Consider the following 22,284-nt stretch of genomic DNA (forward strand, 5'->3'; position numbering starts at 1 on the left):
GAGGTCAGGCAGGGGGCGGGACGCGCAGCGTGGCGGCCGCGTGCCGCACCCACGCCGCCAGGAACCGCTCGGGATCGAGGTCGCCCGGCGTGTGGCCGATCATGATGCGCAGCAGCGGGTAGTAGGTCAGCGACGAGAGCAGCACGGCCGCCGTCGCCTCCGGATCCTCGGCCTCGACGTTGCCCAGCTCCCGCTGCACCCTGATCCAGGCCGCCCCCTGCGCGTAGACGCCCGCCAGCACGCCCTGCCACATGCGCTCGAACAGCTCCGGGAACCCGTCGAACTCCCGCAGCATGATCCGGATCAGCCCCCGATCCTCCTCGATCACCTCCCAGACCACCCGCGCCATCCGCTCCAGCGCCACCCGCGGCTCCTCGGCGGCCGCGTCGGCGGTCGCGTGGGCGGGGTCGCGGGCGGTGGTCGCCTCACTACCCCGAGCGGCGATGCGCTCCAGGTCGAGCCGCACCGCCTCCTCCAGCAGCGCCTGCTTCGACGGGAAGTGCTTGTAGAGCGCACCCGAGCCGGTCGTCAGCCCGCAGGCCGCCTGGATGTCGGCCACCGAGGTGGCGGCGTAACCGCGGGTGGAGAACAGCCGGACGGCCTCGTCGATGAGGCGCTGCCGGGTGACGCCTGGTGTGGATCTCGCCATGGTAAGAGAGTACTCTCTCACTATGCGCGTATTCGTGACGGGCGGCACGGGCGCGATCGGCGGCCACGCGGTGCCGGCGCTGGTCGCGGCGGGACACGAGGTGACCGCCCTGGCCCGCACCCCCGCCAAGGCCGCCGCGCTGGAACGGCAGGGGGCGACGGCCCTGACGGGGGTGTCGCTGTTCGACCGGGCGGGGCTGGCCGCGGCGTTCGCCGGGCACGACGCGGTGGTCAACCTGGCGACAGCCATCCCGTCCATGAGCCGTTTCATGAGCGCGCGGGCGATGCGCGACAACCTGCGCGTCCGCGTGGAGGGCTCCGCCGCCGTCGCGGACGCCGCCCTCGACGCCGGGCTCGGCCGCGTGGTGCAGGAGTCGGTCAGCATGCTCTACCGCGACCAGGGCGACCGCTGGATCGACGAGGACTCCCCGGTCGACCACTACCCGCTGACCCGCGGCAACTTCGCCGCCGAGGCCAAAGCCTGCCGCTTCGCCGCGACCGGCGGGGGAGCGGCCGTGATCCTGCGCCTCGGCTGGTTCCTCGGCCCCGGCGCCGAGCACAGCGAGCAGCTGTTCGCCCAGGCCCGCCACCACGTCGGCATGATCCTGGGCCACCCGGCCGGCTACGTCTCCTCGATCCACCTGTCCGACGCCGCCTCCGCCGTGGTGGCGGCGCTGGGGGCGCCCGGGGGCACGTACAACGTCGTGGACGACGAGCCCCTGACCAAACGCGCCTACGCGAACGCGGTGGCCCGCGCCGCCCGCACCCGCCCGTGGGTCCGGGGGCCGGGGCGGGCCGCGTACCTCTTGGGCGACCGCCTCACCTCGCTCACCCGCTCGCTCCGGGTCAGCAACGCCCGCTTCCGCAAGGAGACCGGCTGGGCGCCCCGCTACCCGAGCGCCCGCGAGGGCTGGCTCGCCACCGCCCGCACCCTGACCCCCTGATCCTGGCGATGCCGAGAGCGCTGACCATCGGCCCGAGAGGCTCGCCTCGGAAGTGGGGAAGGCACCGAACGTCCCGAGGGCCGGCATCGAGATCACCTGCCGCTCGGCGTGGTTCCCGAAACGGTCGTCAGCCGTCCTCCGGGCGCTGGGCGACGTCCTTGACGAAGACGATCCCGTCGATGTCGGTCAGGTGGCCGGGGCTCAGGGGGAAATAGCCGTAGTTCCAGGCTATGTCGGTGCGCGGGCTCGGCTGGTGATCGCCGAGGGACTCGGCCAGCGCGCGCGGGTCGACGAGGTAGCGGTCGCCCGGGAGCGTGGACAGGATGCCCTCGACGGTGTCGGGGTGCGGGGTGGGCAGGCCCTGGTGGCGTACGGAGCCCAGGGCCGAGGCCAGGAAGGCGTAGCCGTCGCCGAGCCGGGCCCCGGCGATCGACCCCGCGCTCCACCAGTCCAGCGCCATGTCGGCGAGCTGCCAGGTGCTCTTCTCCCGCTGGAGGTGGCGGTTGTGGGCGTTGACGAGCGTCGGGCCGTACGGGGCGAGGGCGAGGAGGTTGTCGGCCATCATCGCGTCGCGCAGGGCCATCAGCCGCCACACCCGGTCGGCGGACGTGTCGGCCATGCCGGCGTGGTAGCGGAGCAGGCCCGCGGCGGTGCGGCCGCACAGGGACGCCCGCCACCACTCGTCCGGCGAGGTCGCGGGGATGAGGTGCGGCGCGTGGGCGGTGAGCAGCGCCACCAGGTCGTCCGTGAGCAGGCGCAGCTCGGCGACGTCGGGGGAGCGGCCCACGGACCGGGACGGGTCCATGGCCGCGGCGGGGTCGGTCCAGCGGGCGTCGTCGCCGACCAGGCGGTCGAGGGTGTCCGGGGAGCAGGGGAGCGGGACGCCGTGGCGGGCCAGGTAGCCGTGGAGCGTGGTGAGGGCCTGGCGGGGGGTGGCGGCGACGGTCATCTCCAGCGGGCCGTCGAAGCCGAAGAAGCGCAGCCGGTCCGCCGCGGGGCGGTCCTCGTTGTACGCGCGCATCCACCGTACGAGCTCGCGGTTCCCCTTGAACTCCCCGGCTCCGTGGCTGAAGCCGCGCTCCATGACGTCGTCCAGCGTCCCGGAGCCCTCCGTGACGTAGGCGTCCACGGCCAGGCCCGCCATGCAGTCGCTCTCGAGGGCGAACGACCGGAAGCCCGCGTGCTCGACGAACTCGCGGAAGATCGCGTTACGCAGCTCGAGGTACGCCTCCTCGCCGTGCATGGCCTCGCCCAGGCCGAGCAGCCGGGGCGGGGCCGGCAGCGAGCGGACGAACGCGGTGACGGCGGAGACCCCCTCGCCGTCGAGGTCGCGGGCGGCCCCGACGACGGACTCGCGGACGGACGGATCAGCGGCCATGACCGTTCCTGTTCTCCTCGCCGGTACTGAATTCATGCCTTCAACGGTATCGTTGAACTCGCTGTTGAAACTTGTGCGGCCGTTCATGCCATAGCCGCAGCTTAACCCTCAACACAGGCGAGGTGCACCATGCCCGACGGGCGACTCCGGCCGGTGGACCTGGCGCGCGAGCACGGCCTGTCCACCCAGGCGGTGCGCAACTACGAGGAGGCCGGCATCCTGCCGCCGGCCGGGCGTACCGCGAGCGGTTACCGTGCCTACACCGACCTGCACGCCTGCGCGCTGCGGGCGTTCGTCGCGCTGGTGCCCGGCTTCGGGCACCAGGCGGCCACGTCGATCATGCGGGCGCTGCACCGGGACGCGACCGACGAGGCGCTGCGGACGATCGACGAGAGCCACGCCCAGCTCCTCGACGACCGCCGCACCCTCCAGGCCGTCGAGCAGGCACTGCGCGACCTGGCCCCCTCCGTCCGCCCGGGGGCCTCCGATCCGCCGAGCCCCGGCGTCACGTTCATCGGCCCGCTGGCCAGGAGGCTGGGGATCCGGCCGGCGACGCTGCGCAAGTGGGAGCGGGCCGGGCTGGTCCGGCCGCGCCGCGACCCCCATACCGGTTACCGCGTCTACACGGCGGCCGACGTACGCGATGCCCAGCTCGCCCACCAGCTCAGACGCGGCGGCTACCTGCTGGAGCAGATCGCCCCGCTGCTGGCGCAGGTGCGCGCGGCGGGCGGGCTGGCACCCCTGGAGACCGCCCTGCGCGACTGGCGGGACCGCCTGTCGGCGCGCGGCCGCGCGATGTTGCGGGGGGCCGCCGAGCTGGACGCGTACGTGCGCCGGCGCGAGACCGGGTGAAGAACGTGCCTCGCGGAGCCCGGGGCGAATGGCCAAGCTCAGCGACGCCATGCAGGTCACGATGGCCGGCCAGTGGAGGGCGTCAGGCGAACGGGAAGAACTCGGTCTCCTGCCAGAACTCGTCGTCCCCGCGCACCAGCATCGACACCCCCGTGACCCGCGCCGCGAGCGGCAGCGCGGCGGCCGCGGCGGCCTCGTCCACCGCCACGCCGTGCCCGAGGGTCAGATGCGGCACGATCGCGTCGTGCAACCCGCCATAGGGAGGAGCCTCCGGCCACCGGGCGACCACGTCCTCCGTCAGCCGCACGAACGGCCCCGCCGGGTCCGGCGCGAGATAGACGACGTCGGGGAACCGGCCGATCCGGTGAAAGCTCACGTCGACGGCCGGCTGCCGGGCGAACAGCGCCCCCAGCTCGCGGCGCACGCCTTCGTCGACCCGGCTCACGTGCAGGAACGGCACCAGCACGGTGACGTGCGCCATGATGCCGATCTCCCGCTTCCGCCACCGCCGCACCAGCGGTTCGGCCTCCGGCACCTTGACGATGAGCGCCGTGTCACCCGCCTTGAACTCCATCCTCCGGCTCCCCTCGCCCGCGTGACCACGGAACGATCACTCGACACCGTACATTCGGACAATCCCTAAAGAATCTCGCAAATCCCATCGGGGCGCTCTAGTGTGCGGGACGTGCAGAACTCGCTCACCTTCCCCAACCTCCTCGACGACGCGGCCCTGCTCTCCCTCGAGCACCAGCTCCATCTCGAAGAGGTCCTCGGTGACCACAGCTGGCACGTGGACCTGCAGCGGCAGCACTTCGAGTTCACCGGCGACCGTACGATCACGTGCACCGGCCTCCACCTGCTCGGCAGCGCCGCCCCCGGCCCGGGCACGTGGTTGTGGGCCTGGGCGAACCAGTCGGGCTTCCCGCCCGCGGTGGCGGCGACGTCCGCGCGGCTGCGCGACTTCGGCCGGCAGTACGGCATCCAGGAGCTCGCCTCCCCGGAGGTCCCGTTCAGCGCGCTCCCCGGCTCACCGGAGGAGCCCCACCTCGTCGCCGCCCTCCTCACCGAGGCGGCCAAGGCGGTGACCGGCCACTGGACCTCGTACAACGGCGACGCCGGCGGCGGGACGCGGGCGGCGTTCCTGGTGGAGCATCCCGGCTTCCGCCTCCCCCCGCCCGAGCCGGCCCGCGTCATGCGCGTCATCCAGCAGGCGATCATGGGCCTCACGCTGACCGATCATAGGCGCGCGCTGCACAGCTACGCCGTGAAGCGGGGGCTCGGCGCGGAGTTCGGCTCCGACCAGGCCCGCCTCACGGGGCCGGGCTTCGAGGCGGTCGCGGACTTCGACGTGTACGGCCGCGTGGCCGGCATCAGGGCCAGCATGTCGTCCCCGCAGGGCAGCTAGAGCCCGCTCCGAAATGCGGTGCGCGTTCCTCCGCCCGGCAGCCCGTGGTGAAGCCCGCGCGCCCCGAACAAACGCGGCCCGGGCCGAAGGCGAGGACCACGCTTGTCGGGCCGGGGGTGTCAGCTGCCGACCGGTTCGGCGCGGAGGCGGGCCGAGTGCTGGACCAGGGTGATCAGGACCTCCCGGCTCGAATCGCGCTTCCGGGCGTCGCACATGATGATCGGGACCGACGGGCCGAGCTGCAGCGCCAGCCGTACCTCCTCCAGCTCGAACGTCGGCGCCCCCTCGAAACAGTTGACCGCCACCACGAACGGCGTCCCCCGCCGCTCGAAGTAGTCGACCGACGGGAAGCAGTCCGCCAGGCGGCGGGTGTCGGCCAGGATGACGGCGCCCAGGGAACCTTCCGCCAGTTCGTCCCACACGAACCAGAACCGCTCCTGCCCCGGCGTCCCGAACAGGTACAGGACGTAGTCGTTGCCGAGGGTGATCCGGCCGAAGTCCATCGCCACGGTGGTGGTGCGCTTGGCCTCCACCGAGGTGAGGTCGTCCACACCGATCCCGCGGTCGGTCAGCACCTCCTCCGTACGCAGCGGCCGGGTCTCGGAGACCGCGCCCACCATCGTCGTCTTGCCCGCGCCGAACCCGCCGGCGACCAGAATCTTGATCGCCGTCGGCAGGCGCGGACGCTCAGAGCGAGCGAAGACCATCGAGCACCGCCCTGTACATCTTCATGTCGTGCATGTCCACCTCGGATCGTGGTTCCTGGGCAGAGACGAGTTCGCGGTCGAACAGGTCGCCGAGCAGCACCCTGATCGTGCCGGCCGGCAGGTCCAGGTAAGCGGCTATCTCGGCTACGGACTTGGGTTCGCGGCAGAGCTGCAGGATGCGCAGGTGCTCGGGGTCCAGCCCGGCGTCGGGTCCCGGCGGCGGGCCGACGGCCAGGGCCATGGAGATCAGGTCGAACCTGCCGTGCGCAGGCTGGGTACGGCCACGGGTGACGACGTAGGGCCGGATGATCTCCGGATCCACCCAGTGCTCGTCCGTGGGCTCGTCCGGGCCTCTCACCGGTCGCTCCTGGCGATGGCCTCGGCGTTGCGGGCTCCCGAGGTGAGGTACTGGCCCACCCGGGCGACCATCATCGCCATCTCGTACGCCACCAGCCCGATGTCGGCGTTCTGCGCGCACAGCACGGCCAGGCAGGCCCGCTCGCCGGCCGTGGTGACGATGAGGAACTGGTTCTTCCACTCCACGACCGTCTGCCGCACCGGGCCGGCGGAGATCTGGTCCGAGACGCCCTTGGCCAGGCTCTGCAGCCCGGAGGCGACGGCGGACAGGTGCTCGCCGTCGGTCCGCTGCAACCCGGCGGAGGAGGCCATCAGCAGGCCGTCGGACGACAGCACGATGGCGTGTTCGGCCTCCTTGACGCGGCCGCAGAGGTCGTCGAGCAGCCAGTTGAGGTCGGTGCCGGACGTGGGAGTCATGCCTCACCTCCGGGCTGGGACTGCTCGTCCAGCATCTTGGCCGCTTGCGACCGTCCAAGACGGGTGCCTGACTGCAGGGATCCCATCATCGCGCGGATCTCCTCCGGCGAGCGCTCGTCATCGTCCTCCTCGAGGTCGGGCTGCGTGGGCGTGTCATCACGCAGCGCTGGCGCCAGGTTGGCCTGGGGCACGCGCAACGGCAGCCCCGACGGTGTGAACTCGGCCACAGGCTGCTGCTCCGGTTCGGCCGGCGTTTCGGGTCGTGGTTCCGGGGTGGGCTCCGGTGCGGGTTCGGGCCGGGAGACGGCGGGCTGCCGCGGTTCGGCGGGCGGGCGGGAGACGGGCGGGCGGGAGTCAGGCCGCTGGGGGCCGGACTGCTGGGGGACCGAGGGGGCCGGGACGGCGGTGGGGCGAGTGGGGAACGTGCGCACGTTCTCGGCCGTGGCCGGGCGCGCCGCCGTCGCCACGGCCGGCTGCCGGCGCGGCAGACGCTCCCGCCCGTCGCCGTCCTGCGGCTCGGGGGTCGGGTCGAGCTGTACGAGCTCCTGCGGCAGCAGCACCACGACCGTCGTGCCACCGTACGGCGACGCCTTGAACACCACCTGGATCTCGTGCCGCCGGGCGAGCTGGCTGACCACGTAGAGCCCCAGGCGGGCGGTGCCCGTGATGCGGAACTCGGGCGGGTCGGCGATGCGCTCGTTGGCCGCGTCGAGGTCCTCGGGCTTCATGCCCAGGCCGCGGTCCTCGATCTCGATCACGTACCCGTTGGCCACGAGCTGCCCGCTGACCTGCACGTTCGTGTAGGGCGGGGAGAACGACACGGCGTTCTCGATCAGCTCGGCGAGCAGGTGGATGACGTCACCGACGGCCCGGCCGACGAGCACGACGTCGCCCATCGGCAGCAGCGTGACCCGCGTGTAGTCCTCGACCTCGGCCAGCGCGCCGCGGACCACGTCCACCATGGGGACGGAGCGCCGCCACGTACGGGCGGGGGAGGAGCCGGACAGGACGATGAGGTTCTCCGCGTTGCGCCGCATGCGGATGGCGAGGTGGTCGAGCCGGAAGAGCTCCTTCAGCTCCTCGGGGTCGGTCTCGCGGCGCTCCATCACGTCCAGGACGGTCAGCTGGCGGTGCACCAGGCCCTGCGTCCTGCGCGCCAGGCTGAGCAGGATGTCGCGGATGCTGCGGCGCAGCTCCGCCTGCTCGGCGGCGACGGCGACCGCGGTGCGCTGCACGGTGTTGAACGCCTGGCCCACCTGGCCGATCTCGTCGTCGCCGAAGTCGAGCGACGGCGCCTCCTTGGCCACGTCGACCTCCTCGCCGCGGCCGATGCGCTCGACGATGCCGGGCAGGCGGTCGTCGGACAGCTCGTGCGCCGCGTCGCGCAGCTTCTTGAGCTGGGCGAGCAGCTGCCTGGTCGTGGTGATCGACAGCACGATCGAGGCGACGACGGCCACCAGCCCCAGGCCACCGGCCAGCACGAGGCGGACGATGACGCCCACGGCACCGGGCACGGCCCGCTCGACCAGCCGGTCGCCGCCGTCGGCGATGAGCTTCTCCAGCGACGCGCGGGCGGGCTCGGTGACGGCGCGCCACTCCGAGCCGGTCACGGCCGGCATGACGCCGGTGTCCGGCTGCTGGGCGAGCCGCTGCTCCAGCACGCGCAACTGTTGCACCGCGCGGCTGTTCGCCCAGACCTGGTACGCGGCCGCGTCCTCGGGCACGAGCTGCGCCGCGGCCTTCTCCAGCGAGATGCGGTAGAAGCCGGACAGCTGCACGAACTCGGTGTGCTCCGCCCGGGTGAACCCGCCCTTGGCCAGCGCTCCCGCGACGAGTGCGTCCTCGCGGGCCAGGTACTCGCTCGACTGGCTGATCGCCAGCATGGTCCGGGCGTCCTTGGCGATCTCCTTGTCGTCCAGCGAGGCCACGGAGTCGAACATGCGATAGAGCGAGTCGATGACGTTGTTGTAGGAGTCGGTCGCCTGGGCACGGTCGAGCCGGCCGCTGTCGATCGTCTTCCGTACCGCGGCGAGCCCCTTGACGGTCTCGAGCGCCTCGTCGATGCGACGCGTCAGCGCGGCGTCCGCCGCGAACCGGACGGTGGTGCTGGTCGCCGACTCCACCAGAGTGTCGTGCGCCGTGTCGGTCTTGGCACGCTGGTCACGCAGGTTCTTGTCGGGCAGCCGTCCCGAGCCGCCGAGAGCCTCCGCCGTGAGCCGGCGCTCCCGTTGGAGCTCGGCGAGGAGCACCTCGCTGGGCTGTACGGCGCCGCTGTCGACCGTGGTGGCTCCCACCAGGTTCACGCCTTCGCGCAGAGTGACCCAGGCGGCGAAACCCCATAGTGCGACCAGTGACACCAGCAGGGCTGTCACCTTGGCCCGCACGCTTGAGTTGCGCAAACGCATATAAACCGTCCAGGTCAGAGGGCCGCGTCAAGCCAGATGTCAAGACTTACACGTGTATATCTAGGATCCGGCACCCGGGATACCCTAGCAACGCCGCAAAGCCTGCTCAAGGCGGGTAAATCCTAATACGTGGCATTAAGTCCGAATTTACCGGGTTTCTATAACGCGAGTTCCCAGGTGCAGGGCCGCCAGGATGGCCGCTCGTACGATGGCTATTGGAGTGTAAAGGTCCTTGTCATGCCACAGCGACGGATAGTCCGATATTTCGCCTGTACGCTGCAAGTACGCATGCCCTCGGGCCGTCGCCTCCTCGTACCGGCCGTCGACCGGGCGGCCCAGCACCCTCTCGGGCAGCAGCAGCGTCTGCATCGCGTAGGCGGTCTCCTCCAGGGTGCCTTCCCAGCGTCCCCACGATCCGTCGGCGCGCTGCGTACCCAGCACCCACTCCCGCGCCCTGGCCACGGTGGCGGCGTGCTCGGGGCCGCCGTACTCGCCGAGCGCGAGCACGCAGCTCAGCGTCGCGTAGTACGGCGAGGCGTGCCAGCGGTCCTCCCAGCTCCCGCCGGGCTGCTGCCGCTCGGCCAGCAACCCGGCCAGCCGGGTCCTGACCTGCGCGTAGGCGCCGGCTCTCGTGGGGCTGGTGGCCGCGTACGAGCCGAACGCGTCGAGCACGTGGGCGTTGACGCTGATGGAGAAGCCGTCCTCGCCCTGCCAGGTGCAGAAGTGGGTGCCCGTGTCGAACGCCAGCAGGCTCTCCGGATCGCGGGACATGCCGTGCAACGCCAGGGCGTGCAGCGCGACCGCCGTCGTGTCGGCGTCCGCGGGCAGCCCGGGGCCCGCCGGCGTGCCGGCCGGGCCGATCGCCGCCCGCAGGTCCGCCACCATCTCCGGCGGCACCTCGGCGGGGATGCCCGCCCGTGCCAGCCAGGTCAGGACCCAGCCGCGCTCGAACACCGTGATGGGGAGGCCCACGGGGACCGGGCCGCCGTACCGGGTGACGACGGCCTCCAGGTGGTTCCGCGCGAAGTCGGCCTCGAGCGCGGAGCCGTTGGCGAGCCACGCGGCGGTCGCGGCGGGAGAGGCGCCGATCGTGCCGATCACCGTAGGGCGCACGGATCGCGCGCCGCCCGCCGCCAGACCCGTCACCTCCAGGGCGTGCAGCAGCTTCTCCGGCAGGTCCGCGCCGGACTCCACCGCCCGCCGCACCCGTTCGACGCGGCTGTAGTCCAGGCCGGGAGGCAGGGGGAGGGGCGCGCCGGCACCGTGGGCGTTGATGAGGGTGACCAGCGCGGGGACGATCAGGTCGACGGCCGGCATGTCGGGCAGGTCGACCGCTTGGGGCAGCAGCTCGCGCAACGCGGCCAGCCCTCCGCGCGCCGCCTCCGCGGCGCGCTCCACGTCCTCGGCGGTGAGCCCGCCGCCGCCGTCCGACGCGACGGTGAGCAGGGCCTCCGTGGCGCTGAGCGCCGGAACCAGCCCGTAGCCGTCGGGGGCGCCCCACGAGCCGTCCGGTCGCTGGGTGCGGAGCAGGTAGTGGACCCGCTCGCGATGGCCGGTCAGCCACGGGGCCAGGGTGACGAGCCGTCCCGTCTCGTAGACCGACGCGGACACCTGGCCCCACGGCTTGAACATCAGCGTGGCCACCAGGGTTCCGGCCTCGCGGGTGACGTTCACAGTTCTCCCCAGTAGTCGCTGACGCCGTAGAAGCCGGAGTTGAAGCCCATCTGTCGTTCCAGGTACAGCGCCGTCCTGGGGTCGCTCCCGCGCAGCGGGACGATCAGCTCCGTCGCCGCGCGCGCGTGCCGTGCCATGCGGTCGGTCACCTCGGTACGGTCGGCCCCCAGCGTCAGGGCGTTGGCGTCGCCCCAGCGGGCTTCCCGGTCGTGCGTCGTCAGGTCGTTCAGCAACCGCAGGTAACGTTGCACCTCGTCGCTCGCCGCGCGGATACGAGGGAGCTCGGACAGCGTCGCCGGGTCGCCGAGGGACAGCCAGTGCGACAGGTTGACGAAGGAGGAGCCACAGCTGTCGGCGTTGGCGAGGTACTCGTCCAGGCCGGGCACCGCCCGGGATTCGCGCCACTCCCACTCCCGCTCCATCGCGGTGAGCATGCGTTCGAGCTGGCCGCGCCAGCGCGGGTCGGCGCCGAAGTCGTCGCGGAGCTCGGCGAGGAACCGGGCGAGCGGGCTGTCCGGGTCCTTCCCGGCGGCCACGGCCACGCACTCCCCCACGATCCCGGCCACCTCGCCCCGGGACGTGGCGACGTGGTCGACGAGCAGGTCCGCCGCGAACACCCACAGCGCCGCGCGGTTGACCGCCCGCAGCTCCGCCGCCGTGGCCCAGGGCGAGCCGAACGCGCCGACCAGGCCCAGCGAGTGGAAGAAGCCGGCGTCGAAGGGCCTGGCGGGGAAGAGCTCAGGGTGCCGAGCGGCGTGGCGGGCCAGGTCGCGGGCGCACTCGACGCCGAGCGCGCAGGTCCTTCCGAGGTCCGCCGCCGTGGTGAGGCCGCTCATCCGCGCCCCGCGGGAACGAGCGTCATGGACAGCCCCGTGGCCGGCCGCAGCGTCGAGGCCAGCCGGGGGAGCACCGGGCCGTCGGCGTGCAGCACCGGCCGGTACCTGCACAGGATCCCGGCGATCAGCAGCAGCGCCTCCATCGTGAACAGGCGCGGCCCCAGGCACGAATGCGGTCCCGCCGCGAACGGGAAGTACGCGTACCGGTGCCGCCCGCGCCCGTTCTCCGGCGCGAACCGCTCGGGGTCGAACTCCAGCGGCCGGTCCCAGAACTCGGGCAGCCGTTGCGTCAGGAACGGGCTCAGCACCACCGTGGACCCCGCCGGGATCTCCACCCCGCCGATCGTGTCCGTCCGGACCGCCGTCCGGGGCAGGATCCAGCCCGGCGGGTAGAGGCGTACGAGCTCGTCCAGGAACATCCGGAGGTAGGTGAGCGCGGGCAGGTGCGCCGTGGTGACGGGCCCGGTGCCGACCACCCGTTCGATCTCTTCGTAGACCTTCGAGGCGATCTCCGGATGCGCGTCCAGCACCGGCCAGACCCAGGTCAGCGCGGTGACGGAGGTCTCGGTGGCGGCGCCGTGGATGGCCACCATGTCGTCGCGGATCAGCCGGTCCGCGTCCGTCTCCCCCTTACGGGCCTGGCACAGGAGGGAGACGAGGTCGTTCTCGTGCTCGCCGCGCGCCTTCGCGTACCGGATGCGGGGGTACACGACCTCGTCGATGGTCCTGATCGCCTGCCGGAACGCGCTGTCGCCGGGCAACGGGAACCGCTGGGGCACGAACGGCAGCAGCAGCCGGATCGAGCGGGCGGTCACGCCCGTGTCGTAAGCCGGAGCCAGCCGCTCGATGTCCGTGTCGGAGATCGTCGAGCCCAGGAACAGCCGCACGATCACGGGGTGGACCAGGGCGGAGATGGTGTCGGCGATGTCGATGGGCCGCCCCGGCACCACGATCGTGTCGATGAGGCCGGTGACGATCTCGGCCATGCGCCGGGTGAGCGAGTCGACGTAGCGGGCGGTGAACATCGGCTGCAGGATGCTCCTGCTGGCGGTCCAGCCCGCGCCGTCCGACAGGATGCCCTGGCCGAGCAGGGGTCCCAGCGGGTCCCAGAACATGCCCGCGCGGAGGTAGTTGGGCTGGTTCGTCTTCAGCACGTGCTGGACGTGGTCGGGGTGGGTCACCAGATAGGGGCGAAAGGGGCCCATGTTCAGCCGGACCAGCTCACCGTTGGCCTGCTTGCTCGCCTCCTCGAAGGCGCGTAAGGGAACGCGTGCGTGCCTGGTCAGGGTGCGGAGAAAGGGCAGGGTTGGGGCTTGACAGGTCGGCAGGCCGCCGAACGACACCGGACCTCCATCACATCCGTCTCACATGACGGATATTTCCTGACAAAAGTTAAGCTCTCCGTGGAGTATCACACGACACTCTGTGTAGATTCAAGATCGTACTGACTAGGAGCGCACGCATGGCAGCCGACCCCCTCGACCCCGTCCGGCCTGGCGGGGAGGTCATCGCGCGCTGCCGGAGGCTGTTCGAGCCCGCGCTTCGCGAAGCAGTCTCCGTCCTGCACCCGTGGGGCGCGATGATGGCGGCGTTCACGCTCGGGTGGTCCGACGTCGACGGACGGTGGCAGGACGACGGCGGTGGCAAGGGCGTGCGGCCCGCGATCGCTCTGCTCAGCGCGGAGGCGGCCGGTGGTGACGCGGAGCCGGCGCTGCCGACGGCGGTGGCCGTCGAGCTGGTGCACGCGTTCTCGCTGGTGCACGACGACATCATCGACAACGACGAGCGGCGCAGGCACCGCGAGGCGCTCTGGAAGGCGTACGGCGTGGGGCCGGCGCTGCTCACCGGTGACGCGCTCCTGGCCCTGGCCATCAGACAGGTCGCCGGGCGGCCCGACGCGATGGGCTACCTGTCGGCGGCCCTCGTCGAGCTCGTACGGGGCCAGACCACCGACATGGCCTTCGAGCAGCGCTCATGGCATGGGCCCGACCAGGTCTCCACCGCCGAATACCTGGAGATGGTGGCGGGCAAGACGGGCAGCCTGCTGGGGGCGGCCGCGGCGGCGGGCGTCGCGATGGGCGGCGCTCCGCAGCTCGCCGACCGCATGTGGGACATGGGGCGGGATCTGGGCATCGCCTTCCAGATCGTGGACGACATGCTGGGCATCTGGGGTGACCCGGGCCTGACCGGCAAGCCCGTGCACAGCGATCTGCGACGCGAGAAGAAAACGCTTCCGATCCTCGCCGCCCTGTCCTCGGAGCGGACGGCCGCCCGCGAGCTGTCGACCATCCTCGTCTCGAGGACGATGGACGACGACGCCGTACGCCGCGCCGCCCACCTGGCCGAGGAGGCGGGGGGCCGGGCGGCGGCCCAGGCATTGGCGGAGCGCCACCTGGCATCGGCCATGGACGTCCTCGACGAATGCCTGCCGGACGCCACGGACCTGCGTGCCCTGTGCGAGTCCCTGGTGAACCGGGTCAACTAGGGCGTGATCTCTAGGAGGCGCCGGCGCCGATGGCCGACATGAGCATCGGATAGGCCCGGTGCAGCTCCCTCTGCCAGGACGTGTGATTGTGCCCGCCCCGGGAGAAGTGGGTGCGCGCCGGGATGTCCAGCTCCTCCAGCCGCCCGGCGAACGACCTGGCCGCCCGGTTCGCCAGGTCCTCCACCAGGTCGCCCTGCCCGGCCGCCACGTACAGCTCGACGCCCTTGAGCCGGTCGGCCAGATCGTAGGGGTTGTGCGCGCGCCAGACGTCGCGCTGCTCCTCCGGGTCGCCCCAGATGCGCTTCCAGTCGGTGCCGAAGCAGCCGATCGCCGTCCCGGCCATCACGGCCTGCGGGACGCCGGGGCCGAGGATGTGCAGCGCGCCGCTGAACGAGGCCGCCGCCTCGAAGCCGCCCTTGGCCGCGTACAGCATGGCGCCCTGCCCGCCCATCGAGTAGCCCGCGACGGCGCGCCGCCCGCCCGCCCGGTAGCGGGCTTCGAGCAGCGGGAGCAGCTCCCCGAGGTGGTAGGTCTCCCAGCGCGGCGGGCCGCCCGCGCCGCCGTTCCACCAGTCGGAGTAGCTGCCGCACCTGCCGCCGTCCGGCATCACGACCAGCACGCCGGTGCCGCGGGTGAGCGCCTCGACGTCGGTCTTCGCGGTCCAGGAGGTGTGGTCGTCGAGCCCGCCGTGCAGCAGCCACAGCACCGGCCAGTCGGTACGCGACTCCCAGCGGTCGGGGAGCAGCAGGCGCACCTTCGTGGTCGCGCCGAGCGCGTCCGACCTGATCGTCAGCTCCATCCTGCGCTCGTCGAGCCGCCGCTCCGCCACCACCTCCACGGGCGTCCGGGCGGGCTCCGGCGCCGGCGGCTCCTCCTGACCGGGCAGCCACACCGCCACGCCCACCAGGCACAGAAGGGCGGCGATCAGCGCGCCGACCAGGCAACCAGGTAACCGGGGCCGCATCGAGCCTCCAACATTGGCTGCGCGGATAATAGCGGGATGAGATCAATAGGCACTACGGACCTGTCCGTTTTCCCGATATCGCTCGGCGCGAATGTCTTCGGCTGGACGGCCGACAAGGAGACCTCGTTCGCGGTCCTGGACGCCTACGTCGAGGGCGGCGGCAACTTCATCGACACGGCCGACGTCTACCCGTACTGGGCCACCGGTGAGTCCACCTCCGAGATGATCATCGGTGAGTGGATGGCCGACCGCCGCAACCGCGACTCCCTCGTGCTGGCCACCAAGGTCGGCATGCTGGAGGGGCTGCAGGGGCTGGCTCCGGCGACGATCAGGACGGCGGTCGAGGACTCGCTGCGGCGGCTGCGTACCGACTACATCGACCTCTACTGGGCGCACGTGGACGACCACGACACGCCGCTGGTGGAGTCGCTGGCCGCGTTCGACGCGCTGGTCCGCGAGGGCAAGGTCCGCCACGTCGGCGCGTCCAACTACGGGGCCGCCCGGCTGGCCGAGGCGCTGAAGACCTCTCAGGAGGAGGGGCTGGCCAGGTACGTGGCTTTGCAGCAGCCGTACAACCTGGTCGAGCGCGGCTACGAGGGCGAGCTGCGGGACGTGGTAACCCAGGAGGGGTTGTCCAGCACGCCGTACTTCGGGCTGGCGCGCGGGTTCCTGACCGGCAAGTACGCGCCCGGGGTGAGCGTGGACAGCCCGCGGGCCGGCAAGGCGGCCGAATACCTGGAGACCGAGCACGGGCCCAGGACGGTGGAGGCGCTGGTGAAGGTGGCGGGGGAGCGGCAGTCCGCGCCGGCGACGGTGGCGCTGGCCTGGCTCGCCGCCCAGCCGACGGTCACGGCGCCGATCGCCAGCGCGCGGAGCGTGGAGCAGCTGCGGCCGCTGATGGAGGCGGCGGCGGTGACGCTGAGCGAGGAGGAGCTGACCATCCTGGACGAGGCGTCCCGCCCCTGACACCCGCGCTTCACGGGCGCTTCACGGCGCTGCATGGCGTCTTAGGGTGCTTCGCGGCGCTCTGGATGCTTCGGGGTTGTCTGGGGTGTTTCGCGGTCCTGGGGGTGCTCCGGGGTGCCGGGGGTGTGCTCTGGGGTGCTTCGCGGGGCGGGACCGTTGCCGCGCCCGGGCTCGCTTGTGTGCGGAGGCCGGGCGCGCGACGTCGGTGAGTCCGGAGCTGTCGCTAGGACGAGGCCAGCCCGTGCCGGCGGCACCATTCCTCGACGCTTCCGGCCTCGCCCTCGACCGCGTGCGACCAGTGCGCGTCGGCCGCGATGGCGTCCTGGACGGAGGAGTGGGAGGCGAAGACGGCGGTGAGCCCGGTGATCTTGAAGATGCGCGAGATACGATCCGTCGTCATCACGAGCGAGAGCGACCCGTCCAGCGTACGCAGCCGCTTGAGCCCTCCGACGAGGACGCCGAGACCGGTGGAGTCGAGGAACTCCACGCCGCTCAGGTCGGCGACGATGTGCACGACGCCCTTGCCCGCGAGGTCCACCACCTGCTCGCGCAGCTTGGGAGCGGTGAACACGTCCACCTCGCCGCCGACCTTGAGCACGGCGCAGTCGCCGACCGGTCCGACCACTTCGATGACGATGTCCTGCATTTGCGCCTCACCATCAGTCGTGTCATTGACTACATTGACGGGGAACTCTGTAGATTTACAGTACTTCCGCGATCGCCCTCCCGTCAATCACGGACTGTCGGTGTCATCGCCAGGAATGACAGGGGTTGAGGAGATGAGGGTAGAAGAGGCCATTGGCCGGCAGATCGCACGGCTGCGTGCCGAGCGCCGCATGTCGCTGACCGAGCTGGGCGAGGCCCTGGGCCGCTACCTGGACCGGCCCTGGAGCCGCCAGGCCGTCCACCAGGCCGAGCGCGGCCAGCGCTCCTTCACCGCGGCGGAGCTGACCGCCCTGGCCCTGGTCCTCGACACCTCGGTGCCGGTGCTGTTCCGGGCGGAGGACGTACGGATCGAGCTGCCCGGCGGGGCGGTCTCCCCCGAGGACTACCGGGGGATCCTGCTGAGCAGGGAGCCCGACATGCCGCTCGACGGGGTCGAGGAGCTCATCGTCGCCCTGCACGACATCGGGGAGGTGCTCTCCCGGCCCGCCCTGGCCCGCCTGGCCCGCATCGGCCGCGTGGCCGACCAGGTCGCCGGCCCGGAACGCTGACCGCGACACCTCGGGGGCCCCGCCCCCGCGCACCTCCGACCCTGCACATCCCGCCATCTGCACCCCCGCACCCGGCGCACCTGCACCCCCGCACACCTCTTGCCCCATAAACCCCAAGCACCCCGCCTGCCCCTCGCACCTCAAGCGCCCGGGCACCCCGCGCTCAACGGGCCTCATGGCACGAAGAGTCAGCGCGGTGGAGCGAGCACCGATCCTGGGCCGTCTGCCCGGGCTCAGTGCGAGTGGTCGGCCGAGGACAGGTCCAGGTCGCGCGGGGTGAGCAGCCACGCCACCAGCGTGCCCGCCAGCATCAGCACCGCCCCCGCCCCGCTGGTCAGCACCAGCGAGTCGGTGAACGCCGCCCGCGCCTCCTCCGTGAGCCGGACCCCCGCCGGCCCCAGCTCCCTCGCCACGTCGAGCGCCCCGCCCAGCGATTCCCGTACGACACCGGCGGCCGGACCCTCGTACGCCAGCTCCCCCCGGTACGCCGCGGCCGCGACGCTGCCCAGGACGGCCACGCCGAGCGCCCCGCCCACCTCGTAACTGGTCTCCTCGATGGCCGCCGCACTGCCCGCCTTCGCGGGTGGCGAGCCGGACATGATCGCGGCCGAGGCGATCGCCAGCGAGCCGTTCCCGAGGCCGATCAGCGTGAGCGCGACCGCGATCGGCCAGTAGTCCAGCGGGCCCGGGGCCACGTACAACAGCAGGAACGCCAGGCCGGTGACGGCCAGCCCGCCCGCCAGCACCGTACGGGCGCCGATGCGCGCCGCCACCGCCGGGGCCAGCGGGGAGGCGACGATGGCGGCCAGCGCCGCGGGCAGCAGGCGTACGCCCGTCTCCAGCGGCCCGTACCCCTGCACGAGCTGCATCCACTGCGCGAGCAGCAGCAGCACCGCCGCCATCGCGATCGACGTGGTCAGCGCCGTCACGACCCCGGCCGAGAAGGGCTTGCTGCGGAACAGCCTGATCTCCAGCAGCGGATCCGGCCTGCGCAGGCACCGCATCACGAACCAGCCCAGCGTCACCGCCGCCACCGCGGTCGCCACCAGGGCGCCGGGCGAGGTGAGGCCGTACTTGCCGAAGTTCTTGACCGCGTAGACCAGGGCCACCATGCCCGCCATCGACAGCAGCGTGCCCAGGGAGTCCCACCGGCCGGGCGCCGGGTTCCTGGACTCCGGCAGCAGGAACAGCCCGGCGGCGATCGCGATCACCATGACCGGCACGTTCACCAGGAACGCCGAATGCCAGCTGAAGTGCTCCAGCAGGACCCCGGCCACGATCGGCCCCAGCGCCGCCCCGACCGCGGCCATCGCCGCCCACACGCCGAGCGCCCTGGCGCGCTCGCCGGGGTCGGTGAACAGGTTCCGGATCATGGAGAGCGTGGACGGCATGATCATCGCACCGCCGACGCCGAGCAGCGCCCGTACGGCGATCACCTGCATCGGGCTGCCCGCCGCCAGCACCGCCAGCGAGGCCACCCCGAACACCGCGAACCCGACCATCAGCATCCGCTTACGACCCCACCGGTCGCCCAGGGCGCTCACCGTGACCAGCAGCCCGGACAGCACGAGCGCGTACGCGTCCACCATCCACAGCAACTGGATCGAGTCCGGGCGCAGGTCCGCGGAGATGGCGGGCAGGGCCACGTTGAGGATGGTCATGTCCATGACCACGACCAGCACGCTGGCCGACAGCACGGCCAGTGCCGCCCACCGCCGCTTCGACGAGACGGGCGACGTGGTGATCGTCATACTTCCTCCCGGGGTGCGGCACCGTCCATGAACGTGCTGTGCAGCAGCCGGGGCACGTCCCGGCGGGCGACGTCGCCGCGTCGCAGGCTCTCGCGTACGGTGACGAGCAGGCCGTACACGGTGTTGCTGATCCAGCGGGCGGGCAGGTCGGCCCGCAGCAGGCCGGCGCGCTGGGCGGCGGCGTAGAACGCGATCTCGCGCTCCTCCAGCTCGTCGGAGCGGCGCGCCAGCTCGGGATGGACCGCCATGGCGTAGTCCGTCAGGCCGAACCCGTACTCGTCGGCCACGTCGATCAGGCCCGCCAGTAACGCGTTCATCGCCCGCCGGACCACTTCGGGATCGGTGGCCGCGGTCGCCTCGACGATGCCACTGCTCGCCTGCACCTGGGCCCACTGCTCGTGCGCGCGGTGCCCGAGGGCGAGCATCAGGTCGTCGCGGTTGCTGAAGTGGCGGTGGAGGGTGGCCCTGCTGATCCCGACGGCCTCCGCGAGCTGCGCCATGGAAGCGTTCGGGTTCTCGTTGAGGTATTGGATCGCGCCCTTCATGACCTGCTCACGGGTCGCTGCCATGCACACACCTGCGTATCGTTTGAGACATCTTTGTCTCACATGCTACATCAAAGCCTCGCCAGTGCCGGAAACCCACGGACAGCCGCCAGCGCCAACCTGACCGACCCGGCCGTCCCGGCTGTCCCGGCCGGCGTCACGCCGTACGAGGCGACCCACCCAGCGGCGGTGACCCGACCAACTGGGGTCGGCCCATCAAAGGGACAGCGCCCCGACGACCGGCGTTGGCCCCCGGCCATCGGCGGTGGCACGCCCGGCCCCGCCGGGACCGCGCCCGGACCGCGCCCGAATCGCGCCCGGACCGCGCCCGGACCGCGCCCGAATCGCGCCCGGACCGCGCCCGGACCGCGCCCGGACCGCGCCCGGACCGCGCCCGGACCGCGCCCGGACCGCGCCCGGCCCCCGCCGCGCCCGGCCCCCGCCGCGCCGGGTCCCCGCCGGGACCCCGGCTGTCGTCCGCTACGGCGTGACAGGGCACGACGCGGCAGCGGGCTCTCGCGCTCCCGGCATGGCGATGCACCCCCGGCCGCATTAAGGTGCGAGCTGTGGTGGTGGCGATCGGTGACGCGCGGACGCGCATCTTGGACGCGGCGGAGGAGCTGTTCGCGGGCGGTGGCTACGAGGCCACCCCAACCGCGGTCATCGCAAAGCTGGCAAAGGTCCCCAAAGACCTGATCTCCCAGTACTTCCCGCGCAAGGTCGACGTACTGGTGGCCCTCGTCTACGAGCGCACCACGGTCGAAGAGGGACGCGAGGTCGACGCGGTCCCCGGCGACCCGGCCGGAACGCTGTCCCGGCTGGCCCGAGGACTGCCGTTGCGCGCTTCACCGGCGATGCGGCGCATCCTGTTCCGCGAGGCCGACACGCACCGTTCCGTCAAAGAACGGCTCGGCCGCCTCAACGGTGAGCTCGTCAGGCGGGCCAGGTTCGCGCTGGAGTTGGCCCTGCCCGGTACGCGCGGGGACGCGGCGCGGCTGGAGGTGGCGGCGGCCACGTTCGCCGCCGTACTGCTCTATCAGGAGAACCTCTGCCAGCTAACCGGCCACCAGATCGACCCGGACGCCGTCGCGGAACTCATCGCCCACTCGCTCGTCTAGCAACTCGTCCAGCGCCGTGCGCAGGTGGTCCAGCAGCCCCCACACGTCATCCATCCGCTCGGGGCAGGCCACGATGCCGAAGTCGAGCATGCCGTCGTAGGAGAAGCAGGTGATGTTCAGGCCACCGCTCATGTCGGTCAGCACGGACATCGGATAGTAGGACAGGACCCTGCCGCCACACAGGTACAGCGGGAACTGCGGGCCCGGGACGTTGCTGATGATGAGGTTGATCGGCGGGAACGCCATCCCCGCCAGCCGGAAGAGCGCCGGCGTCGCCAGGCTCGTGACCGGCGCGGGCAGCACCGAGCACAGCTCGCTCAGCCAGGTCGCCGGGGCCAGCGCGAACCGCCGCTTCGCCCTCCCCATCACGGCACCGACCGCCTGCAACCGCTCCTTGGGGTCGGGGATGTTCGTCGGCATGGGGGCGACCATGGCCGAGATCTGGTTGCCGACCAGGTCCTTCGCCTTGGCCTTCCGGACCGCCACGGGCACGGCCACGATCAACGGCGCCTCCGGCAGCGCGTCACGCTCGCGCAACCACGAGCGCAGGGCCGACGTACAGAGGGCCATGACGACGTCGTTGACGCTCATGCCGTTGGCCTTGGCGACCTTCTTGATGTCCTTGAGCGGCAGGGACCCGAAGGACAGCTGACGGCGGGCGCTGATGGGGCCGTTCAGCGGGGTGCGCGGGACGGCGAGGCTGGGCAGGTCGGGACGGCGCTGCTCGTCGCGCGCCACCACGCGAGCGGCCTTGGCGATCAGCTTCGCCCCGGGCAGCCCGCCGACGACGGGAATCGCGTCCAGGTCCCCAGCCGCCCGCACCACCGACTGGACGGCCCGTACGGGGTGCGTCACCGTACGCACAGCGGCCCCGGCGAGCATCCCGACCAGGCCGGGAGCGTCGTCGTACGGCTGGTCCACGTGCTGAACCTCGTCATGGGAACTGTCACTGTCGCGAGGCGCGACGACATCACAGGAGGCCGTGTCATCGCCGGGGCGGGCACCGTCACGTGGCGCGACGCCGTCCGGGGTCAGGTCGAGCAGGGTGGCGAGGGTTTCCGCGCCCGAGATGCCGTCGATGGCGGCATGGTGCACCTTCGTATAGACGGCCACCTTGCCATCGATCAGCCCGTTGATCAGGTGCATCTCCCACAGCGGATGCGCCCGGTCGAGCCGACGGGCGTGGATCTCCGCGACGGCCTCGGCGAGCTGCCACTGGTCCCCCGGTTCGGGGAGCGTCATCTCGAACAGATGGTTGTCGATGTCGAAGTCGGGATCGGCGGCCCAGTAGGGGAGGTCCAGCCCGAGCGGCACCTCCGCCACGCGCAGGCTGAGTGCGGGTGAGAGGTGGAGGCGATCCAGCAGGAGCTCTGCCAGTGCGTCCCTGGTGACCGAGCCGTCCGCAGGGTCGAGCAGCGCCAGTCCTGCCACGTGCGCGGCGGTCGTCGCCGTCTCGATATTGAGGAACTGGGCGTCGAGTGCGGTCAGCCGGCGCATCGGCTCTCCTTTTCCCTTGAGTGTGGGAAGCATCACATGGCGGGATTTCCGGAAGGTTTCTGCGCGAGTCTTCCAGATGAATTCCGATGGGCCGTACGCGCGTTTAGAAAACCTCCAGCTC

The 22,284-nt window shown here is 71.9% G+C and carries 21 protein-coding genes and 1 pseudogene; 7 read left to right on the forward strand and 15 right to left on the reverse strand.

Translation table 11 applies throughout. The annotated features are described in order from the left end of the window. Positions 1-4 precede the first annotated feature (4 nt). Positions 5-649: a TetR/AcrR family transcriptional regulator gene (locus ACBJ59_RS08565; protein WP_375109611.1), complete on the reverse strand. Its 645-nt coding sequence runs from the start codon at positions 647-649 to the stop codon at positions 5-7. Between the two features lie 22 nt (positions 650-671). On the opposite strand from ACBJ59_RS08565, the gene ACBJ59_RS08570 reads away from it, so the two are divergent. Then, the gene (locus ACBJ59_RS08570) at positions 672-1,592 is read left to right on the forward strand and encodes an NAD-dependent epimerase/dehydratase family protein (RefSeq protein WP_375109612.1); all 921 of its coding nucleotides are present in this window, start codon (positions 672-674) and stop codon (positions 1,590-1,592) included. A 127-nt stretch (positions 1,593-1,719) separates the two neighbouring features. Here ACBJ59_RS08570 and ACBJ59_RS08575 read toward each other — a convergent pair whose 3' ends face one another. Continuing rightward, positions 1,720-2,970, reverse strand: coding sequence for an erythromycin esterase family protein (locus ACBJ59_RS08575; RefSeq protein ID WP_375109613.1), 1,251 nt, complete (start codon positions 2,968-2,970; stop codon positions 1,720-1,722). 129 nt (positions 2,971-3,099) lie between these two features. Here ACBJ59_RS08575 and ACBJ59_RS08580 point away from each other — a divergent pair, with 129 nt between their 5' ends. Continuing rightward, the gene (locus ACBJ59_RS08580) at positions 3,100-3,822 is read left to right on the forward strand and encodes a TioE family transcriptional regulator (protein ID WP_375109614.1); all 723 of its coding nucleotides are present in this window, start codon (positions 3,100-3,102) and stop codon (positions 3,820-3,822) included. Between the two features lie 82 nt (positions 3,823-3,904). Here the strand turns inward: ACBJ59_RS08580 and ACBJ59_RS08585 are convergent, their stop codons facing one another. Then, complete coding sequence (locus tag ACBJ59_RS08585; RefSeq protein WP_375109615.1) at positions 3,905-4,396, reverse strand: 2'-5' RNA ligase family protein; 492 nt, start codon at positions 4,394-4,396, stop codon at positions 3,905-3,907. Between the two features lie 111 nt (positions 4,397-4,507). Between ACBJ59_RS08585 and ACBJ59_RS08590 the strand changes: the two genes are divergently transcribed. Further along, positions 4,508-5,227 (forward strand): DUF6882 domain-containing protein, encoded by a 720-nt coding sequence (locus tag ACBJ59_RS08590; RefSeq protein ID WP_375109616.1) that lies wholly within the window; start codon positions 4,508-4,510, stop codon positions 5,225-5,227. A 119-nt stretch (positions 5,228-5,346) separates the two neighbouring features. Here the strand turns inward: ACBJ59_RS08590 and ACBJ59_RS08595 are convergent, their stop codons facing one another. The 7 genes from ACBJ59_RS08595 to ACBJ59_RS08625 all read right to left on the reverse strand — a co-directional run bounded on the left by ACBJ59_RS08595 (position 5,347) and on the right by ACBJ59_RS08625 (position 12,966). Further along, the gene (locus tag ACBJ59_RS08595; protein ID WP_375109617.1) at positions 5,347-5,934 is read right to left on the reverse strand and encodes an ATP/GTP-binding protein; all 588 of its coding nucleotides are present in this window, start codon (positions 5,932-5,934) and stop codon (positions 5,347-5,349) included. Further along, a complete protein-coding gene (locus ACBJ59_RS08600) occupies positions 5,915-6,292 on the reverse strand; it encodes a DUF742 domain-containing protein (RefSeq protein WP_364135420.1) in 378 nt (125 codons plus the stop codon). Before ACBJ59_RS08600 ends, ACBJ59_RS08595 begins: the two co-directional genes overlap by 20 nt. Next, the gene (locus ACBJ59_RS08605) at positions 6,289-6,708 is read right to left on the reverse strand and encodes a roadblock/LC7 domain-containing protein (RefSeq protein WP_364135417.1); all 420 of its coding nucleotides are present in this window, start codon (positions 6,706-6,708) and stop codon (positions 6,289-6,291) included. Before ACBJ59_RS08605 ends, ACBJ59_RS08600 begins: the two co-directional genes overlap by 4 nt. Then, positions 6,705-9,113, reverse strand: a complete 2,409-nt coding sequence (locus ACBJ59_RS08610; protein WP_375109618.1) for a nitrate- and nitrite sensing domain-containing protein — start codon at positions 9,111-9,113, stop codon at positions 6,705-6,707. The genes ACBJ59_RS08605 and ACBJ59_RS08610 overlap by 4 nt, the downstream gene beginning before the upstream one ends. 147 nt (positions 9,114-9,260) lie before the next feature. Further along, positions 9,261-10,787 (reverse strand): prenyltransferase/squalene oxidase repeat-containing protein, encoded by a 1,527-nt coding sequence (locus ACBJ59_RS08615; protein ID WP_375109619.1) that lies wholly within the window; start codon positions 10,785-10,787, stop codon positions 9,261-9,263. Beyond that, on the reverse strand, positions 10,784-11,623 hold the full coding sequence (locus ACBJ59_RS08620) for a terpene synthase family protein (protein WP_375109620.1): 840 nt from the start codon (positions 11,621-11,623) through the stop codon (positions 10,784-10,786). The genes ACBJ59_RS08615 and ACBJ59_RS08620 overlap by 4 nt, the downstream gene beginning before the upstream one ends. Next, positions 11,620-12,966, reverse strand: a complete 1,347-nt coding sequence (locus ACBJ59_RS08625) for a cytochrome P450 (protein WP_375109621.1) — start codon at positions 12,964-12,966, stop codon at positions 11,620-11,622. Before ACBJ59_RS08625 ends, ACBJ59_RS08620 begins: the two co-directional genes overlap by 4 nt. A gap of 119 nt (positions 12,967-13,085) precedes the next feature. Between ACBJ59_RS08625 and ACBJ59_RS08630 the strand changes: the two genes are divergently transcribed. After that, on the forward strand, positions 13,086-14,108 hold the full coding sequence (locus tag ACBJ59_RS08630; protein ID WP_375109622.1) for a polyprenyl synthetase family protein: 1,023 nt from the start codon (positions 13,086-13,088) through the stop codon (positions 14,106-14,108). 10 nt (positions 14,109-14,118) lie between these two features. On the opposite strand, the gene ACBJ59_RS08635 is transcribed toward ACBJ59_RS08630, so the two are convergent. Further along, on the reverse strand, positions 14,119-15,072 hold the full coding sequence (locus tag ACBJ59_RS08635) for an alpha/beta hydrolase (RefSeq protein ID WP_375109623.1): 954 nt from the start codon (positions 15,070-15,072) through the stop codon (positions 14,119-14,121). Positions 15,073-15,108: 36 nt separating this feature from the next. Between ACBJ59_RS08635 and ACBJ59_RS08640 the strand changes: the two genes are divergently transcribed. Further along, positions 15,109-16,038 (forward strand): aldo/keto reductase, encoded by a 930-nt coding sequence (locus ACBJ59_RS08640; protein ID WP_375109624.1) that lies wholly within the window; start codon positions 15,109-15,111, stop codon positions 16,036-16,038. A gap of 307 nt (positions 16,039-16,345) precedes the next feature. On the opposite strand, the pseudogene ACBJ59_RS08645 reads toward ACBJ59_RS08640, so the two are convergent. After that, positions 16,346-16,684, reverse strand: a pseudogene (locus tag ACBJ59_RS08645) (STAS domain-containing protein); the annotation flags it as partial. A gap of 133 nt (positions 16,685-16,817) precedes the next feature. On the opposite strand from ACBJ59_RS08645, the gene ACBJ59_RS08650 reads away from it, so the two are divergent. Then, positions 16,818-17,252 (forward strand): helix-turn-helix transcriptional regulator, encoded by a 435-nt coding sequence (locus ACBJ59_RS08650; protein WP_364135393.1) that lies wholly within the window; start codon positions 16,818-16,820, stop codon positions 17,250-17,252. 233 nt (positions 17,253-17,485) lie between these two features. Here ACBJ59_RS08650 and ACBJ59_RS08655 read toward each other — a convergent pair whose 3' ends face one another. Together ACBJ59_RS08655 and ACBJ59_RS08660 are read right to left on the reverse strand one after the other, a co-directional pair. Beyond that, positions 17,486-19,003, reverse strand: a complete 1,518-nt coding sequence (locus tag ACBJ59_RS08655; protein WP_375109625.1) for an MFS transporter — start codon at positions 19,001-19,003, stop codon at positions 17,486-17,488. Beyond that, complete coding sequence (locus tag ACBJ59_RS08660; RefSeq protein WP_375109626.1) at positions 19,000-19,572, reverse strand: TetR/AcrR family transcriptional regulator; 573 nt, start codon at positions 19,570-19,572, stop codon at positions 19,000-19,002. The genes ACBJ59_RS08655 and ACBJ59_RS08660 overlap by 4 nt, the downstream gene beginning before the upstream one ends. Before the next feature lie 542 nt (positions 19,573-20,114). Here ACBJ59_RS08660 and ACBJ59_RS08665 point away from each other — a divergent pair. After that, positions 20,115-20,666 carry a helix-turn-helix domain-containing protein gene (locus tag ACBJ59_RS08665; RefSeq protein WP_364135386.1) on the forward strand — a complete coding sequence of 184 codons (552 nt, stop codon included), beginning with the start codon at positions 20,115-20,117 and terminating at the stop codon, positions 20,664-20,666. On the opposite strand, the gene ACBJ59_RS08670 is transcribed toward ACBJ59_RS08665, so the two are convergent. Further along, positions 20,604-22,163 (reverse strand): wax ester/triacylglycerol synthase family O-acyltransferase, encoded by a 1,560-nt coding sequence (locus ACBJ59_RS08670; protein WP_375109627.1) that lies wholly within the window; start codon positions 22,161-22,163, stop codon positions 20,604-20,606. The genes ACBJ59_RS08665 and ACBJ59_RS08670 overlap by 63 nt on opposite strands. Positions 22,164-22,284: the final 121 nt, after the last annotated feature.

Source organism: Nonomuraea sp. MTCD27 (assembly GCF_041950495.1).
Classification (GTDB): domain Bacteria; phylum Actinomycetota; class Actinomycetes; order Streptosporangiales; family Streptosporangiaceae; genus Nonomuraea.